This window comes from Bradyrhizobium sp. 23 (assembly GCF_023073295.1).
Taxonomy (GTDB): domain Bacteria; phylum Pseudomonadota; class Alphaproteobacteria; order Rhizobiales; family Xanthobacteraceae; genus Bradyrhizobium; species Bradyrhizobium canariense_D.
On the sequence record NZ_JADPJF010000148.1, the window covers coordinates 315250 to 332918 of the forward strand.

Here is a 17669-nt window from a genome sequence, read left to right on the forward strand (position 1 = left end):
TGCGGGCGCTGGGCTCGCCGAGCGGGCCCAACAAGGGCACCGCGGCCTCGCTGCAATCGGCGGAGCGTATCCAGCGCCTGCTGGTGACCTGGGGCGCGATCTCGCAGACCTCGCGCGCGGCGCCCGGCCGCATCGTTGCCGAAGCGCTGCAGAGCCCGGAGCGTTTCGGCTCGGCACTGTCGCTGGTCCGCGCGGCCCAGCGCACGGCGACCTCCTTGCGCGAGCGGCTGTCGCCCGATGCCTGGCAAGTCATCACCGAGATGGTCGAGCGGCTGGCCGTCGAGGTCGAGGACGACGACAGCGTGCTGAGCGCGGCCGAGTTGACCTTGCAGGAGCTCGCGAGCTTTGCCGGCCTTGCGCATGAGAACATGAACCGCGCCGCCGGCTGGCGCTTCCTCGATATCGGTCGGCGCACCGAGCGCGCCATCAACACCACGCGCTTTGCCCGGCAGTTTGCCTATGACGAGGCCGGCGACGAGGATCTCGATATCCTGCTGACGCTGGTGGATTGCCAAATCACCTACCGCTCGCGCTATCTGCTGGCGCCGATCCTGGCGCCGGTGCGAGACCTCGCCGTGCTCGACAATTACAATCCGCGTTCCGTGGCGTTCCAGGTGACGACGCTGAACGAACACATCGCCGCACTGCCGAGCCTGAAGGAGCACGGCCTGATCGAGAAGCCGCAGCGGCTTGCGGTCGCGCTGCAGGCGATGCTCGCGACCGCGCAGGCCGAGAAGCTCGAGGTCAAGACGCTGTTCGCCCTGGAGCAGGATCTGCTCAGCCTCGCCGAGGCGGTCGGGCAGCACTACTTCCCGCACGGTCCCAATGCGAGCCGGCCGGAAAAGCTGACGGGGCTGGCGTGATCTACGATATCCGTCACGTCACCACCTACGAATACGAGAGCCCGGTCAGCTTCGCGCGCTGCACGCTGCGGCTGGAGCCGAGGAGCGGCCATGGCCAGGAGCTGATTTCGCATAAGGTCGAGATCCGTCCGCGCCCCGCAGAGCGTAGCGTCCGGCGCGATTTCTTCGGCACCCTGACCGAGAGTGTCGTGATCGAGGCCGCGCATCGCACCCTGCGCATCGATTCCCGCTCTCGCGTGAAGGTGTCGCGCCAGCCGCCGGCGCGCGCCGCTGTCAGCCCGGCCTGGGAGAACATTCGCGACATCGCCTTCGAGGCGACGAGCCTCGGGCCGTCCTCGCCGGTCGGCTATGTCTTTGCGAGCCCGCTAGTGCCGGTGCTGGGACCGGTCAGCGCCTATGCGGCGGAAAGCTTTGCGCCCGGCGCGGGCATCCTTGCCGGGGCGGTCGATCTGATGCGTCGCATCCGCACCGAATTTCGCTACGACCCCAAGGCGACGGTGATCTCGACGCCGCTCAACGAGGTCTTCGTCAAGCGCCATGGCGTCTGTCAGGATTTTGCCCATGTGATGATCGCGGGCTTGCGCGGGCTGGGCCTGCCCGCGGCCTATGTCAGCGGATATTTGCGCACCATTCCGCCGGCGGGCCAGCCGCGCCTGCAGGGCGCCGACGCCACCCATGCCTGGGTGTCGCTGTGGTGCGGGGACGAGCTTGGCTGGGTCGATTTCGACCCGACCAACGATCTTATGGTTGCTGGCGACCATATCGTGCTCGCAGTCGGCCGCGACTTCTCCGACGTTTCGCCGGTCGACGGCATCATCGTCGGCTCGCCGAAGCAGAAGCTCGACGTCGCCGTCGACGTGCTGTTGGTGGAATGATTGCGGGTCCTGCCCGCGACACCCATCCCGGGTGTGGCGGGTCCGCACGCAACCGCGATATCGCGGGGCACAAACCGCAACATATTTCCGAGTTTGCGCCCCCGGGTTTGGCCAGTCGGCCAAGATGGGCTATGCTGGCGCCTGCGTCGAGGACGAGAATGAGATGTCGGGAATTGGCGTGGAAAACCACCGACAGACGGGGCTGCATCCATGATGACGTTACCGAAACTGGCGGCGGACTCCCTTGAAAAATTGCTGGGCTCGTTCATGCGTCGTCGGTTCGACGAGCCCTCTGCGCGCATCGTCGAGAGCGCAACCCGCACGGCGATGGAATGCATCGGCAATAGCGACGCGCTTTATCACAATATCGAGCATACGATGCTGGTGACGCTGGCGGGTCACTCCATCCTCAGCGGCCGATATCTTCACGCCCATCTGTCGGCGGAAGACTATGTCCATGTCCTGATCGCCTGCCTGGCCCATGACATCGGCTATGTGCGCGGCCTGTTCGAGGAGGATGACACCGATGGCTTCGTCATCGATGCAGCCGGCACCAAAGTGTCACTGCCGCGCGGCGCCTCGGATGCAAGCCTGATGATGTATCATGTCGACCGTTCCAAGCTTTATGTCTCGCGGCGGCTGCGACACATTCCGGGGCTCGATCCGGAGCGCATCGCCCGCGCCATCGAGGGCACCCGGTTTCCGGCCCGGGAAGGCCAGGACTATGACGACGAGGCCTCGATCCTGCGCGCGGCCGACTTCATCGGCCAGCTCGGCGACCCCAATTATCTGCGCAAGGCCAATGCGCTCTACTACGAGTTCGAGGAAGTCGGCATCAACCGCCAGCTCGGCTACGATTCGCCGGCCGACATCGTGAACCGCTATCCGCAGTTCTATTGGAATAGCGTCGCGCCGCACATCCAGACCGAGATCGGTTACCTCAACAAGACCGAGATCGGTCGGCAGTGGATCGCCAACCTCTACAGCAACGTGTTCCGCGCCGAACGTGACATCACGTTATCCGGGCCGCAAAAATAGCTCCGCTTTCTAATGCAACAAAAAACGGTCACCACCGATATCCTCGACATCGCCTATCGCGAATACGGCGCGCCGGACGGCTGGCCCTGCATCATGGGTCATGGCTTTCCCTACGACGTGAGCGCCTATGCCGAGACTGCGCCGATCATGGCGCAAGCAGGCGCGCGGGTGCTGATGCCCTGGCTGCGCGGCTACGGGCCGACGCGATTCCGCTCCGCTGCGACGTTGCGCTCCGGCGAGCAGGCGGCGCTGGGCGCCGATCTGCTGGCCTTCATGGATGCGCTTGGAATTGCGCGCGCGGTCGTCGGCGGTTACGACTGGGGCGGGCGCGCAGCCTGCGTGGTCTCGGTGCTGCATCCGGAGCGCGTGATCGCGCTCGTCTCGGGCAATTCCTACAACATCCAGAACATCGCGCGCTCGATGGAGCCGGCTTCGCCACCGGAGGAGGCGGCACTCTGGTATCAATATCTCTTCCACAACGAACGCGGCCGCCGTGCGCTGGAGCGCAACCGGCGCGGTTTTGCGCGCCAGCTCTGGTCGATGTGGTCGCCGACATGGGCCTTCGACGACGCGACGTTTGAGACCAGCGCCATCTCGTTCGACAATCCCGATTTCGTCGATGTCGTGATCCACTCCTATCGACATCGTTACGCGCTGGTCGCGGGCGATCCCGCCTATGCCGCGATCGAGGCGAAGCTCGCCGCCCTGCCCCCGGTTCGGGTACCGACCATCGCGATCGACGGTGACAGCGACGGCGTCAATTCCGGCACCGCTCACCACGCAGGCAAATTCGTGGGCTTTTTCGAGCGGCGCGTCTTTACAGGGGCCGGCCACAATTTACCGCAGGAGCGGCCGGCCGAATGGGCCCAGGCCGTGCTCGATGTGCGGAAAGCGGCCTCGTAGAGCCGGGTTTCTCGTCCCACTGTCTTGCCGCTCTCACAGCTTCCAATTTTTCCTGATTCCGGGAACCTTTTCCGATCGCAGCCGTCCAAGCTGTGGGCCGCCTTCTGTATGCGGTTCGTTGCAGGGGAGTTTTCGATGAAGACGCAAACGCGCAGGCTGGAACGTGTCGCGGTCGCGCAGGCGCCGAGCGAGCGGCCTGAGAGGGCGGAGGTCGAGCAGGCGATCCGGACCATGATCCGCTGGGCCGGCGACGATCCCGCGCGCGACGGTCTGCGCGATACGCCGGACCGGGTCGCGCGCGCCTTCGAGGAGTATTTCTCCGGCTATGCGCAGGATCCGACCGAAATCCTGCAAAAGACCTTTGAGGAGATCGAAGGCTATGACGAGATGATCGTCCTGCGCGGCGTTCGCTTCGAAAGCCATTGCGAGCACCACATGGCACCGATCGTCGGCCGCGCCTGGGTCGCTTATATCCCGCAAGGGCGCGTCGTCGGCATCTCCAAGCTCGCGCGTCTCGTCGACATCTACGCCAAGCGGCTTCAGATCCAGGAGAAGATGACCGCGCAGATCGCCAACACGATCAACGATGTGCTGAGGCCCGAAGGCGTCGGGGTCATCATCAAGGCGACGCATCACTGCATGACCACGCGTGGCGCACATAAGCCCGGGACAGATCTCGTCACCAGCCGCATGCTCGGCGTGTTCCGCGACAATGCGCTGACACGCCAGGAGCTGCTGGGGCTGGCCAATTCGGACGATTGATCCGCGACGGCTCAAGGAGGCAACGGATGACCGAAGACAAGAAGCCAAGCGGGCCCGACCTGAGCCGAGGCGTGACGCTCGCCGAATTCAAGGACGGCAAATTGCTCGGCCATGTCGGCGAGGAAGACGTCCTGCTGGTGCAGGCCGGCAGCGAGATCTTTGCGATCGAGCCGGCCTGCAGCCACTATCACGGTCCGCTCGCAGAAGGACTGGTGGTTGGCGACACCATCCGCTGTCCCTGGCATCACGCCTGCTTCTCCTTGCGGTCAGGCGAGGCGACCCGTCCGCCGGCGCTGAATGCGCTGGCGTTGTGGGAGGTCTCGCGCGATCAGGACAAGATCATCGTTCAGCGCAAGCGCGAGATGCCGAAGCCTCCGGCGCGTCACCGGACGGCGCCAACGCCGGAAAAATTCGTCATCATCGGTGGCGGCGCGGCGGGTTTCGCGGCGGCGGAGACGCTCCGTCGCGAGGGCTTTGCCGGCGCCATCACCATGCTCAGCAATGACAGCGCGATGCCGGTCGACCGGCCCAATCTTTCCAAGGATTACCTCGCGGGCAACGCGCCGGAGGATTGGCTGCCGCTGCGGGGCCAGGACTATTATCGGGACGCCGGCATCGATCTCAGGCTCAACACGAATGTTGCCGCGATCGAGGCGAAGACGCGCAGCGTGACGCTGGGCAACGGCGACAGGCTGCCGTTCGACCGGCTGCTACTCGCGACAGGCGCCGAGCCGGTCCGATTGCAGATTCCGGGTGCCGACCAGCCTCATGTCTACACCCTGCGCTCCGTCGCCGACAGCCGCGCCATCATCAAGGCGGCCGGCACCGCCAGGCGTGCACTGGTGATCGGCGCCAGCTTCATCGGCCTCGAAGTTGCGGCCTCCTTGCGGGCACGCAAGATCGAGCTCCACGTGGTCGCGCCGGACGAACGGCCGATGCAGAAGGTGCTCGGTCCCGAGATGGGCGACTTCGTGCGCGCGCTGCATGAGGAGAACGGCGTCAACTTCCATCTCGAGGACACCGTGGAAAAGCTGGACGGCACGCGCGCCACGTTGAAGAGCGGCGGCGTGATCGAGGCCGACCTGGTCGTGGTCGGGATCGGCGTCAAGCCGCGCCTTGCGCTTGCCGAGCAGGCGGGGCTTGCGGCCGATCGGGGCGTCAGCGTGAGCGAATATCTGGAGACCAGCGTATCCGGCATCTTCGCCGCCGGCGACATCGCGCGCTGGCCCGATCCGCATTCGCGGCAAACCATCCGCGTCGAGCACTGGGTGGTGGCGGAGCGGCAGGGCCAGACCGCGGCGCGCAACATGCTCGGCAAGCGCGAGCGCTTCGAGGCCGTGCCGTTCTTCTGGTCGCAGCACTATGACGTGCCGATCAACTATGTCGGCCACGCCGAGAGCTTCGACGACATCGCGATCGACGGCAGCATTTGTGGCAAGGACTGCCTGCTGAAGTATCGCAAGGGCGGCCGCGTTCTTGCGATTGCTTCAATTTATCGCGATCTCGACAATCTCAAGGCCGAGTTGGAGATGGAGCGGACACGCGGCTGAGGCGCGCATCCGTCTCGATTTGCGTCAATGGTGCTGCCCGCGAGGGCGGCTGTGCACCGGCTGATCAGCAACTCGACGCAAGACCGCCTTGCGGAACTCCGCTGATCTGACGTGCTGGCAAGAAGCAGCACGCCGCGCGCCTTCCGAGTCGCGCGGCGATCATCACCGGGGAGAAACCATGAAAGCCGCTTTGGTCCTGGCTGCAGCCTTGGCTGCCTGCCTGTCCACGCCTGTCTCCGCGCAGAAATCCTACGGTCCCGGCATCAGCGACACCGAGATCAAGATCGGCAACACCATGCCCTATAGCGGCCCCGCTTCGCCCCTCGGTATCACCGGCAGGGTGATCTCGGCCTATTTCGACGAGGTCAATGAGAAGGGCGGGATCAACGGCCGCAAGCTCAATCTCCTGTCGCTCGACGACGCCTTCTCGCCGCCGAAGACCATGGAAGCGGCGCGGCGGCTGGTCGAGGGTGACGGCGTCGCCTTCATCTTCGCGACCATGGGCACGGCGCCAAGCTCGGCGATCGCGAAATATCTCAACAGCAACAAGGTGCCGCAGCTGTTTCTGATCAGCTCGGCCTCGAAGTGGAACGATCCCGCCAACATGCCCTGGTCGATGGCGCTGCCATGGGCACCGAACTACACCAGCGAGGCCGCGATCGACGTCGCCTATGCCCGCGCCAAGAACCCGAATGCGCGCTTCGCGGTGCTCTATCAGAACGACGACGCCGGCAAGGAATATCTGCGCGGCGTCAAGGAAGCGCTTGGTGCCGACGCCGACAAGGCGATCGCGATGGCGTCGAGCTTCGAGGTCGCCGACCCCACCGTCGATTCCCAGGTGCTGACGCTCGCCAACACCAAGGCCGACGTGTTCATGATCTATTCGGTGACGCCGCGCGCCTGCGCCCAGGCGATTCGGAAAGCGCATGAGGTCGGCTGGCAGGCGACGCGCTTCCTCGCCTCGGGCTGTGCCAACAAGGCGACCGTGATGGTCCCGGCCGGCCTCGATGCCGGCAAGGGCGTGCTCTCGCTCGGCTCGCTCAAGCCGTTCGTCGAGGCGCCGAAGGACGATCCGGCGATGACGGCCTATATCGATTTCATGAAGAAGCGCCTGCCCAATGCCGACGTCAACAACGTCGCGGGTCTCTACGGCTACACCGTCGCCGAGGCATTGGTGGTCTTGCTGAAGCAGTGCAAGGACAATCTGACGCGCGAGAACATCATGGCGCAGGCGGCCAATTTGAAGAACGTGCCGCTATCGCTACTGATGCCCGGCATCACCCTCAACACCACGCCGCAGGATTTCCGCCCGATCAAGGACGGCTATATGCTCCAGTTCAATGGCAACGACTGGATCGTCGCCAGCGAGCTGCTGCGCGGCACGTGAGGGGCACGCGAGCGGCAGCATAGACAGTGCACCCTCTCCCCTTGCGGGAGAGGGTGGATCGCCGCGAAGCGGCGAGCCGGGTGAGGGGTATCTCTCCGCGAGTCGTCTCTACATTTGAACTCGCGGATACAACCCCTCATCCGGCGCTTCGCGCCACCTTCTGCCACAAGGGGAGAAGGGAACAGGAGGACCCCATGGATTTTCAACACTCCGAACGTTCGCTGGAGCTGCAGGAGCGGGTCCGCCGGTTCATGCGGACGCATGTCGAGCCGGTCGAGGAGCTCTACTACGAGCAGGTGAAGCCGGAAGCGACACGCTACAGGACGCCGCAGATCCTTCAGGACCTGAAGCGGCTGGCGCGCGAGCAGGGGCTTTGGAACCTGTTCCTCTCCGGCGAGCACGGCCAGGATCCCAACAACACTGGCTTGACCAATCTCGAATACGCGCCGGTGAAGGAGATCATGGGCCGCATCCTCTGGGCGCCGGAGGTGTTCAATTGCTCGGCGCCCGACGTCGGCAACATGGAGGTGCTGGCCAATTACGGTACGCCGGCGCAGCAGGAGCGCTGGCTGAAGCCACTGCTGGAAGGGCGCATCCGCTCCGGCTTCTCGATGACGGAGCCGCAGGTTGCCTCCAGCGATGCCACCAACATCCAGTGCGAGATCAGGCGCGACGGCGGCGACTACGTCATCAACGGCCGCAAATGGTTCACCTCGGGCGCGATGAACGAGGATTGCGAGATCCTGATCGTGATGGGCAAGACCGCGCCCGACGATCCCGATCGCCACCGCCAGCAATCCATGATCCTGGTGCCGAGAGCGACGCCTGGCGTGCGCATCGTCCGCGACATGCTGACCTACGGCTATGACGACGCGCCGGTCGGCCATCCCGAGATCGTCTACGAGAACGTTCGCGTGCCCGCGGAGAACATCCTGCTCGGCGAGGGCCGCGGCTTCGAGATCGCGCAAGGCAGGCTCGGCCCCGGCCGTATCCACCATTGTATGCGGCTGATCGGCTGCGCCCAGCGCGCGCTCGAATTGATGTGTCAGCGCGCGGTCTCCCGCACGGCCTTCGGCAAGCCGCTCGCAGAACAGGGCTCGGTGCGTGAGGACATCGCGCACTCATTCTGCGAGATCGCGCAGGCGCGGCTCTTGACGCTGCAAGCCGCCGACAGGATGGACCGCGAGGGCAACAAGATCGCGCGCGACCTGATTGCGGCCGCCAAGATCGTGGTGCCCAGCATGGCCGCCCGCGTTATCGACCGCGCCATCCAGATCCACGGCGCTGCCGGCGTCTCGCAGGACACGTTCCTGGCGCGTGCTTACGTCTACGCCCGCTTCATCCGCATCGGCGACGGACCGGATCAGGTGCATCTGGCCGCGGTGGGGAAGGAGCTGATCAAGCGTGGCGGGGTGATGGGCTAGCAAACGCCATCACTGACGGCCCCATTTCTTCTTTCCCGCGCAAAGCAAGGCGGCATGAACACCTTGCCGGCGGCGCCTTGACCACCGTCACTGGACCAGATGTGCGGGCCGAAGGGGCCTGAATGCGGCGCGCAGCTCGGCGGAGAAAAGCGCCGGCTGCTCCCAGGCAGCAAAATGACCGCCTTTGTCGACCTCGTGGAAGTAGGTCAGGTTGCGATAGGCGCGCCGGGCCCACGTCTCCGGGGCTTGATAGCTCTCGCCCGGGAAGACCGTGATGGCCACCGGCAGTGAGATCTCCGCAGTCTTCTCCGGACCTGCAAGGGCGGGACTGCGCCCGCTATATTCCCAGTAAAGTCGCGCCAAGGAGGTGGCGCTGTTCGTCAACCAGTACAGCGTGATGTCGTCCAGCACCTCGTCGCGGGATTTTTCGGAGTCGGTGTCGTCGAACTTCCAATGCGAGAAGCCGGGATGTCCGAGCATCCAGGCTGCCAGGCCCGCGGGAGAATCCGTCAAGCCATAGCCGATCGTTTGCGGCCTCGTTCCCATCATCAGCGCGTAGGACCGGTTGCCCATCTTGCCGGCCGCACTGAATGCATCGAACGCCGCGCGTTCCTTGGCGGAGAGGTCTGCCGGAGCAGGCCCGCCGGCCGCGAGGATCGCGGCGATATCGGGCGGGACGATCGCCGGCAAGTTGATATGGATGCCGAGCAAGCCTGCCGGCGCCAGCCGTGCCATCGCACTCGAGACCGGCGAGCCCCAGTCGCCGCCCTGCGCGACATAGTGGGTGTAGCCCAGGCGCTTCATCAGTTCCGCCCAGATGCGCGCTGTGTGGTCGGGACCCCAACCGGTATCGACCGGCTTGCCGGAGAAGCCATAGCCGGGCATCGAGGGGATCACGACGTCGAACGCGTCTTCGGCCCGGCCCGCATGGGCCGTCGGATCGGTGAGTGGATCGATCAGCTTGAGCTGCTCGAAAACCGATCCCGGCCAGCCATGGGTTATGACGACAGGGAGGGCATTGGGATGTTTGGAGCGGACATGAATGAAGTGGATGTCGATGCCGTCGATGTTGGTGACGAACTGCGGAAGTCGATTCATCCTCGCTTCGATCTTGCGCCAGTCGTAGGCCGTCCCCCAATAGTTGACGAGGGGCTGGAGCTTCGCCAGCGGGATACCTTGGGACTGATCGGAAACAGTCTCGCGATCAGGCCATCGCGTCGCCAAAACGCGCCGCCGAAGCTCGACAAGGTCCTCCTCCGGCACGGCAATGTGGAAGGGGTGAATTGTGCTTTCGCCCGCGGCCGCCGCTGCACGCAGCGGAAACACGCTCGCGGAAATCGCCGCTGAAACTCCAATCGCTACGGTGCTCAAAAGCGCGCGCCCGCTTCTGTCGATGGTGTTCTCGGAATTGTATGGCATCGGCATGGGACACCCTCCTGGCTTCAGGCGATCGGAGCCTGCGGAGCAGGGCAGTCCTTCGTCTGGCTCTGCAACATGGCTCGGAAGCCGGTCAATAGCTCGTTAAGGCTTGTTAGATGCTGTGAGCAGTTGCGACTGATGCAGGGGCAAGGTGAAGAAAGACAAGTTCAGCAGTTCTGTCCCTTGTCCCCCGACAAGGACGGAGTAGACAAGCTGATCGGATCTGTGCGTCGGCTCCTTGTCCATGAACGCATTCAGCAGCGGGCCTTGCTGCGCGAGGACATTGCAAACTCCCTCTGTGACATCGCGCAAGCAAGCCTTCTCACGCAGGTGGCAGCCTCCGTCGCTGCGATGATCGCTTCTGCGAAAACCCGCCGATGAGAATGAAAACACGGTCAGGCGGGCGAGCGCACCGATTATCCTGATTGGTCGCGCTATGAGAGTCATGTCGCGCTATTTCGCCGCGGCTCTCGTCGTCATGCTGTTGACGCAATGTCTGTCTTAGACGGCGACAACTAAAACACGGTGCTGGAACTATTGCGGTTCCTCCAACGGTTCCGGAGCCAGGGGTTGGCTCGACCCGCAAAACGATTTGCGGCATCGGAACTGAACAATCGAAAATCACAGGAGATATAATGGGGTTCCGATCGAGCGCCGCAATTTGCGGCGCCATGATTGCGCTTGCCGTTTCCGTTTCTGTAGCGCGATGTGAAGCTGGTGGGGTTCACTCAAACGCTGTCGACGATGCCGCTTCCGGGGAAGCGATCGTTGGCGCGGCATCCATGTACAATCCGTTCAAGCCGGGCAAAGAGGAGGGCGGCCCGAAGACGGCTTCCGGCGAGCGCTATGATCCCTCGGTGTGGTCGGCTGCCATCAAGACGAGCTTGCGTAAGAAATTCGGTGGGGTCCAATTTGGCGCGAAGCCGAAATACGCCCTCGTCGAGGCCGTCGGCAAGAAGGTCATCGTCAGGATAAATGACGTGGGACCGCTAAGGCCTGGCCGCATCATCGACTTCAATGAGCGGACGATGCGCCATTTCGATCCGAGCCTGGAGCGCGGGGTCATTCCTGACGTAAAAGTCCGACCGCTTGCCGGCGGCGATTGGACCCCCGGACCGGTTGGCTGAACGTCGCACCAGAAGGTCGCGCAGTACGACCGAAGGTCCCGACGCCATCGCCATGATGACATCACGGTTTGCTGCGCGCCCGCAGCAGCCATGTCTACGCGTCTAAACTACTAAGCGGCCGTGATCTTCGAAATCTGGCCTTCGGCTCCTGTGCCAAGGCCATCCACACCTGTCGCCTCTATGCAGAGTTTAAGCGCTCCGCCCAGAGTTGCAGCAGCCAGATCCGCCTTGGCACCTTCCCGCAGGCTTTCCAGCGCCGCTGGCTCGATGTCCTTCATCCAGCAACCCAGAATGATTGTGGCCTTCGGCAATTTACGGCGAAGCCGTCGCACCGAGTAACGCATATGGGCAGGGCTGCTTGCATCCATATAGACGAGGCAGACAATGGCGACCCCGTCGGTCTCCAGCCGGAAGATATTCGCCGTCGACAACGCTTCCGCTGCCTCGACTCTGGCCGACAAGCCATGCGCGCCGGTCAGTTGAGCCAGCATGATCGCAGCGGCTTCGTCGATCGGATTTCGCCCGGCCACACAGAGGACGGGATGTTCGCCTTGCCATCCAGCGGGCAAGTCCTCCTTGCGCAGAACCCGCAGACTCTCATAAGGCGCGTCCTCAGCCACGCCTTCTATGGCAGATGTAGCTTCGACATCTGTTGTCGGGCCGACCTTCGGCGGCAGACGCTCATCCTGCTCCGAAATGTTATTGGCAAATTCCTGGACCGCATCCCTGATTTTGGTCAGCCGGTCGGGAGCCAGAGCGCCGCGCTCGGCATCCACTTGAGCCAGTTGCAGTCCTCGCAGGGCGACTTCGTCGTAATAGGAGCTAAGAGATCGCTCCTTCAAGAACTCCTCGGCTTTTGCCGATGCTTCTGTCGGATCGCCGGCGAGCATCCGCTGATAGAATATCTCGGGCGGAGAGAGTGCTGGTCGGTCTCCAAACATGACGTCCAGGAACTCCAGCCGCTCGACATGGCGGCCCAGTACGACGAGACACACCGTGAGTGGTGTCGCCAGAACGAGGCCGATCGGACCCCAGAGCGCCGTCCAGAACGTCGCAGAAGCCACAACGGCCACCGGCGACAGTCCCGTGCTGTGTCCATAGACCATCGGCTCCAGCACATGGCCGACGACGGGCTCCACCACCACGAACAGCGCGATCGTCCAAAGCAGCATCGTCCAGGTTGGATCGACCGCGACCGCGAGAGCGAGAGGAAAGGCGGCGGCGATGACCGCCCCGATGTAAGGCACGAAGCGCAGCACTGCTGCCAGAATACCCCACAGGATCGCGCTTGGAACGCCGATCAGCCAGAGACCCGTTCCGATGATGATGCCGAAGCTGCCGTTCACGAGAAGCTGGATAAGGAAAAGCCGGCTGAGGCGGCTCGCCGCGTCATCAAGGGCAGCCGTGGTGCGCTGCAGGTCATCCGAACCGGCCAGCCTGATCAGACGATTACGAAGATCCTCGCGTTGAAGCAAAATGAAGATCACGAATATGACGATGATCCCGGTCGTTGCGAGCGGATGAAGCAAGGGTGAAATCAGCGTTTGCAAGCTCTCCAGCGCGCCGGGATCGGGCTGAAGCACTTCCACAGGAACGGGCCTCGGCGCGGCCGCTTTCGGAGCTGCTATGGTGCCCAACGAATTCGCGGCCTCCTTGGGCTTGTCGAGTTCTTTGCTGAGGTCCTTCAACATGCTCGAAGCCCGCTCGAGCGTGCCTCGACCAGCGGTGGTCTCACGGAAGGATTGGATCTTCTCGCTTATTGTGGACTGATATCGCGGCAAATCGCCAGCCAGCTGCGTGAGTTGGGTAGCAAGGAGACTGCCCATCGCAAATATGAATGCGAAGGCGATCACGACCACGCTCACCACAGCCAAACTGCGTGGAATGCGCAGACGCTGAACCAGTCGAACCAGGGGCGCCAGCACGAAGCTGAGCAAGACGGCCAGCGCTATGGGGATGATGATCTCGCGACCATAATACAGCACCATGACAATGATCGCGGCGAGAATGGCCATCGCCACGGCGCTCAATAGCGAAATCAATTCTTCCGGTGTTCGTGCTTTGAATGGCTGCCTGATCACAGCTCCTCGCTAGGCCGGGAAAAGCGGCGAGTTTGTTGACGTCCAGTGAGTTCAAAAAAGCCGCGGATTGCTCCGCGGCTTTTGCATTCACAGGATTCGTATCTCAGTAGCGGTCGGTGCCGATCCCGACGCTCACGCCGGGAGCGCGGAAGCCGATGCCGCTGCGCTCTTCATAGCCGCGCCGCTCGATGTAGCGCTCGCGAGGCGCATATCCGTAGGAATCGCGCCCTTCGCGGATGATGACACGGCGTTCGCCGCGCTCACGCCAGCAACGACCGTCTTCGTTGCAGACCATGCGCACGTTCTGAATGTTGCTGTCCGGAGCGACAGACAGGGTGGGAGACAGCGGGGCTGCAGCAGCGGCGGTCACGAGAAGGGTACTTGCTGCGGCCGCCAGAGCGGCTGTGAAAAATTTCATCGTGTTTCTCCCAAATGTGATGTGTCAGTGAGGCAATAGACTGGGAACCCAATGGTTCCATGGCTGAACAGATATCGTCAGCTGCCGCCATTCTGTTCGCAGGCATTCCCTGCCCGAAAGACAGGTGAACTCGCCATGATTGGCGATCATGACCTGGAAGATGGGATTGCGGAGAGAGGCATCGCGCGGTCTCTGTGAAGATCGGCTTCGAGATCCTGCCGGCCCAGCGCGGAAAGCTCCAACATTGACATCATGCTCCTGTTTTGCCCGACGGAGCAAGTAGATTCGTCAAATCCGCAGAGGATCGGGGCGGTGGCCAAGCCATTGAAACGCGCTGTCCCCGGCTACTGTGCATGGGGTTGTTTTCGCGTTTTTGATGGAGCGACCCCACCGCCGGCTCTGTTGGCGATGGACGTGCGGCTACCCGGCCTTGGCGATGCGGCCGTCCGCCGCGCCCGAGCGCAGGTTCTGGAAGAACTTCTCCACCTCGCACGACAGCGTCTCCGCCGTCTCGGTCACGCTGCTCGCAGCCCTCAGCACCGAGGAGGCCGCAGTATCGGTCTCGCCGATGGCGTCGCGGAGCGAGCTGATGTTGGCGACGAGGGTCTCGTTGCCTTGGGCAGCCGATTGCGCGTTGGACGAGATCTCGCGCGTGGCGGCGTCCTGCTGGCCGATGGCGCCGGCGATCGCCGAGGTGACGTCGTTGATCTCGCGCACCGCGCCGCCGATCTCGCGGACGGCGTCGACCGCGTTGCGGGTGGAGGACTGGATCATCGAGACGTTTTCGCTGATGTCGGCGGTCGCTTTCGCGGTCTGCCCCGCGAGCGCCTTCACTTCGTGTGCGACGACGGCAAAGCCGTGGCCAGCATCGCCCGCGCGCGCCGCTTCGATGGTGGCATTGAGCGCGAGCAGATTGGTCTGCTCGGCGATCGCCTGGATCAGGCTGAGCACGCCGTCGATGCGTTGCGTGGCGGCCGCCAGGCTCTCGATCTCGGCAATCGATTTCTCGGTGCGCTGCCCGGTCTGCTCGACCGCGCTGGCGGATTGCCGCACCTGCCGGCCGATCTCCACCACCGACGCAGACAGCTCCTCGGCCGCGCCTGCCACCGCCGTGACGTTGTGCGATGCCTGTTCGGTGGCGTTCGCCGCCGTGCCGGCGCGACTGCTCGCGTCCGCGGTGACGCGGGTGATGGTCTGCGCCGTCTCGCGCATGACGGAGGCGTTGTCGCTGAGGCCGCGCATGATCGCGCCGATCGCCTCGCGAAACGCGTCGACGGATTGCTCGATGTGGCGGGCGCGCTCCTCGCGCGCGGCGGAGTCCTGCGAGACCTGCGAGGCGAGGTTGCGGTTGCGCCCCATCGCGTCCTGGAAGATCTGGATCGCGCGCGCCAGTGCGCCGATCTCGTCGGCGCGGTCAGAGTGGGGCACCACGACGTTCTCGGCGCCGTCAGCGACCTGCTTGATGGTCGCGGTGATGGCGGAGAGCGGGCGTGCGATCGAGCGGGCGATGATGACGATGCCGATCACGACGAGGGCGAGCGCCACGCCGGCGAGGCAGGTCAGGACGAAGGACAGGATGCGATTGGTCTCGGTCTCGTGCGCGATTTGCCTCGCGCGCTCGGAATAGACTTTGGACAGCGCCTCGAGATCCTTGTTCAGCGCCGAGCGCACGGCGCGGTTGGCGTCGTTGTCGCCCCATTCGCGGCCCGCGGCCGCATTGATCTCGACGCCGCGGCGCACCAGCTCCTTGCGAAACTCGACGAACTGCTCGATGCGCTTCTTGAAGGTGGCGAACTGCTCGGCATCGTCAGCCTTGACGATGGTCTCCCAGCGCTTCACGACGTCGAGGATCTGGGCGTTGAACTTGAGCAGGCCCTCGCCGTATTTCTTCACCACGGCCGGTTCGGTCGACATGTAGACGCCGCGCGATTCCATCACGACCGCATAGACCAGCGAGTTGACCCGCTCAACGTTCAGCGCGGCGGCGTTCGCGGTCTCGATCGCGGTGGTCAGCTCGGCACCGCGGCGGCTGTTGTAGTCGGACAGCATCGCGATCGCGGCCGTGAGCAGCGCGAACAGCGCGAAGATCGCGTAGAGCTTGTTGGCAAGCGTGAAGCGGCCGGCGAGGCCGGCGGCATTCCCAGATTGGTCGGTTTTCATGGTTTCAGGGGCCCGAATGGCCGGGAGCGGCCGGAGAGCGCGGTCGTAACAAATCGATGCAAAACTATGCAGAATGAAGATGGACGCAGCGTTAACGCCGGGTTTGGCCTCCTTCGCCCTCGGTCGAAAGAAAGGTCGATATTTCAGCGTCTTGATCTGAAGGTATAGTCTTGGGATTGCCCTGGAGTCGGCCTTTGGCCGACGAACCCCGGAGAGACCCTTGGTCTACCGCCACACCATCGACGCCACGACGTACGCATTCCCTGATCTGCGCGATCTGCTCGCCAAGGCGACGCCGCCGCGCTCCGGCGACCGGCTGGCCGGGATCGCCGCCGCCAGTGCCGAACAGATGATCGCGGCGCGGATGGTGCTGGCCGACGTCCCTCTCGGGCAGTTCTTACAGGAAGCCGTCATCCCCTATGAGACCGACGAGGTCACCCGCCTCGTTATCGACAGCCACGACGCCAAGGCGTTCGCGCCGGTGGCTTCGCTGACGGTCGGCGCCTTTCGCGACTGGCTGCTATCGGACGCCGCGACGCCCGAAATCTTGCGCAAGCTGGCCGGCGGCATCACTCCGGAGATGGCCGCCGCGGTCTCGAAGCTGATGCGCAACCAGGATTTGATCCTGGCGGCGCGGAAATGCGAGGTCACCACCGCTTTCCGCAACACCATCGGCCTGAAGGGCCGGATGAGCACCCGGCTCCAGCCCAACCATCCCTTCGACGACGCCAGGGGCATCACCGCCTCCATCCTCGACGGCATCCTGCTCGGCGCCGGCGATGCCTGCATCGGCATCAACCCGGCGAGCGACGACCCGGCCGTGATCGGCCAATTGCTGCGGCTGCTCGACGAGGTCATCGCGCGGCTCAAGATCCCGACCCAAGGATGCGTGCTGACCCATGTCACCACGACATTGTCGCTGATCGGGCAGGGGGCGCCGGTCGACCTCGTGTTCCAGTCGGTCGCCGGCACCGAGGCCGCCAACCGCAGTTTCGGCGTCAACCTCGCGCTCCTCAAGGAGGCCCAAGAGGCCGGGCTGTCGCAGAAGCGCGGCACGGTCGGGCAGAACGTGATGTATTTCGAGACCGGGCAGGGCTCGGCGCTATCGGCCAATGCCCATCACGGCGTCGACCAGCAGACCTGCGAGGCCCGCGCCTATGCGGTGGCCCGCGCCTTTGCGCCCCTCCTGGTCAACAGCGTGGTCGGCTTCATCGGCCCGGAATATCTCTACGACGGCAAGGAAATCATCCGGGCGGGGCTGGAGGATCACTTTTGCGGCAAGCTGCTCGGCCTGCCGCTTGGGATCGACATCTGCTACACCAACCACGCCGAGGCGGACCAGGACGACATGGACAATCTGCTGACGCTGCTTGCGGCGGCCGGCGTCACCTTCATCATGGGTGTCCCCGGCGCCGATGACGTCATGCTGAACTATCAATCCACGTCTTTTCACGACGCGCTCTATGTCCGCGACGTCTTCGGATTGCGTCGTGCGCCGGAATTCGACGACTGGCTGGCGCAGTCGGGCATTGCGGGCGCTGACTTCCGTCTTGCCGGCGATGCAGGCCTGCTGCCCGATTTTGCCTCACGGTTGATCGCGTGACGTGGCGGAAGCACCCGGTGGCCCGAGGAAACCATTGGTGCCCAAGGGAATTAAGCTCT

At 64.0% G+C, this 17669-nt stretch carries 15 protein-coding genes; 10 read left to right on the forward strand and 5 right to left on the reverse strand.

The genetic code is table 11. The features are described from left to right. From IVB32_RS34820 to IVB32_RS34855, 8 genes are all read left to right on the forward strand, one after another. The coding region (locus tag IVB32_RS34820) for an alpha-E domain-containing protein (RefSeq protein WP_247412863.1) at window positions 1-863 on the forward strand (863 nt) is incomplete at its 5' end. After that, a complete protein-coding gene (locus IVB32_RS34825) occupies window positions 860-1738 on the forward strand; it encodes a transglutaminase family protein (RefSeq protein WP_018456943.1) in 879 nt (292 codons plus the stop codon). The genes IVB32_RS34820 and IVB32_RS34825, both read left to right, overlap by 4 nt. Before the next feature lie 210 nt (window positions 1739-1948). Then, on the forward strand, window positions 1949-2776 hold the full coding sequence (locus IVB32_RS34830; protein WP_026233269.1) for a metal-dependent phosphohydrolase: 828 nt from the start codon (window positions 1949-1951) through the stop codon (window positions 2774-2776). 12 nt (window positions 2777-2788) lie between these two features. Then, complete coding sequence (locus IVB32_RS34835) at window positions 2789-3679, forward strand: alpha/beta hydrolase (protein ID WP_247412865.1); 891 nt, start codon at window positions 2789-2791, stop codon at window positions 3677-3679. Window positions 3680-3814: 135 nt separating this feature from the next. Beyond that, window positions 3815-4441, forward strand: a complete 627-nt coding sequence (gene folE / locus IVB32_RS34840; protein ID WP_018456940.1) for a GTP cyclohydrolase I FolE — start codon at window positions 3815-3817, stop codon at window positions 4439-4441. Window positions 4442-4467: 26 nt separating this feature from the next. Continuing rightward, entirely contained in the window at window positions 4468-5991 is a 1524-nt protein-coding gene (locus IVB32_RS34845; RefSeq protein ID WP_018456939.1) for an FAD-dependent oxidoreductase, read from the forward strand. A gap of 178 nt (window positions 5992-6169) precedes the next feature. Then, entirely contained in the window at window positions 6170-7378 is a 1209-nt protein-coding gene (locus IVB32_RS34850) for an ABC transporter substrate-binding protein (protein WP_018456938.1), read from the forward strand. 194 nt (window positions 7379-7572) lie between these two features. Beyond that, the gene (locus tag IVB32_RS34855; RefSeq protein ID WP_018456937.1) at window positions 7573-8802 is read left to right on the forward strand and encodes an acyl-CoA dehydrogenase family protein; all 1230 of its coding nucleotides are present in this window, start codon (window positions 7573-7575) and stop codon (window positions 8800-8802) included. A gap of 87 nt (window positions 8803-8889) precedes the next feature. Here IVB32_RS34855 and IVB32_RS34860 read toward each other — a convergent pair whose 3' ends face one another. After that, window positions 8890-10227, reverse strand: coding sequence for an epoxide hydrolase (locus IVB32_RS34860; RefSeq protein ID WP_247367004.1), 1338 nt, complete (start codon window positions 10225-10227; stop codon window positions 8890-8892). A gap of 96 nt (window positions 10228-10323) precedes the next feature. Then, complete coding sequence (locus IVB32_RS34865; RefSeq protein WP_247404513.1) at window positions 10324-10668, reverse strand: hypothetical protein; 345 nt, start codon at window positions 10666-10668, stop codon at window positions 10324-10326. 188 nt (window positions 10669-10856) lie between these two features. Here IVB32_RS34865 and IVB32_RS34870 point away from each other — a divergent pair, with 188 nt between their 5' ends. Beyond that, on the forward strand, window positions 10857-11348 hold the full coding sequence (locus IVB32_RS34870) for a septal ring lytic transglycosylase RlpA family protein (RefSeq protein ID WP_026233268.1): 492 nt from the start codon (window positions 10857-10859) through the stop codon (window positions 11346-11348). Window positions 11349-11458: 110 nt separating this feature from the next. Here the strand turns inward: IVB32_RS34870 and IVB32_RS34875 are convergent, their stop codons facing one another. The 3 genes from IVB32_RS34875 to IVB32_RS34885 form a co-directional block, all read right to left on the reverse strand. Beyond that, on the reverse strand, window positions 11459-13363 hold the full coding sequence (locus tag IVB32_RS34875) for an AI-2E family transporter (protein ID WP_247300316.1): 1905 nt from the start codon (window positions 13361-13363) through the stop codon (window positions 11459-11461). 169 nt (window positions 13364-13532) lie between these two features. Continuing rightward, entirely contained in the window at window positions 13533-13847 is a 315-nt protein-coding gene (locus IVB32_RS34880) for a hypothetical protein (protein WP_018456931.1), read from the reverse strand. 420 nt (window positions 13848-14267) lie between these two features. Then, a complete protein-coding gene (locus IVB32_RS34885; RefSeq protein ID WP_247412868.1) occupies window positions 14268-16007 on the reverse strand; it encodes a HAMP domain-containing methyl-accepting chemotaxis protein in 1740 nt (579 codons plus the stop codon). A 220-nt stretch (window positions 16008-16227) separates the two neighbouring features. Between IVB32_RS34885 and IVB32_RS34890 the strand changes: the two genes are divergently transcribed. Further along, window positions 16228-17610 (forward strand): ethanolamine ammonia-lyase subunit EutB, encoded by a 1383-nt coding sequence (locus IVB32_RS34890; RefSeq protein ID WP_247300201.1) that lies wholly within the window; start codon window positions 16228-16230, stop codon window positions 17608-17610. The last annotated feature ends 59 nt before the right edge of the window (window positions 17611-17669 follow it).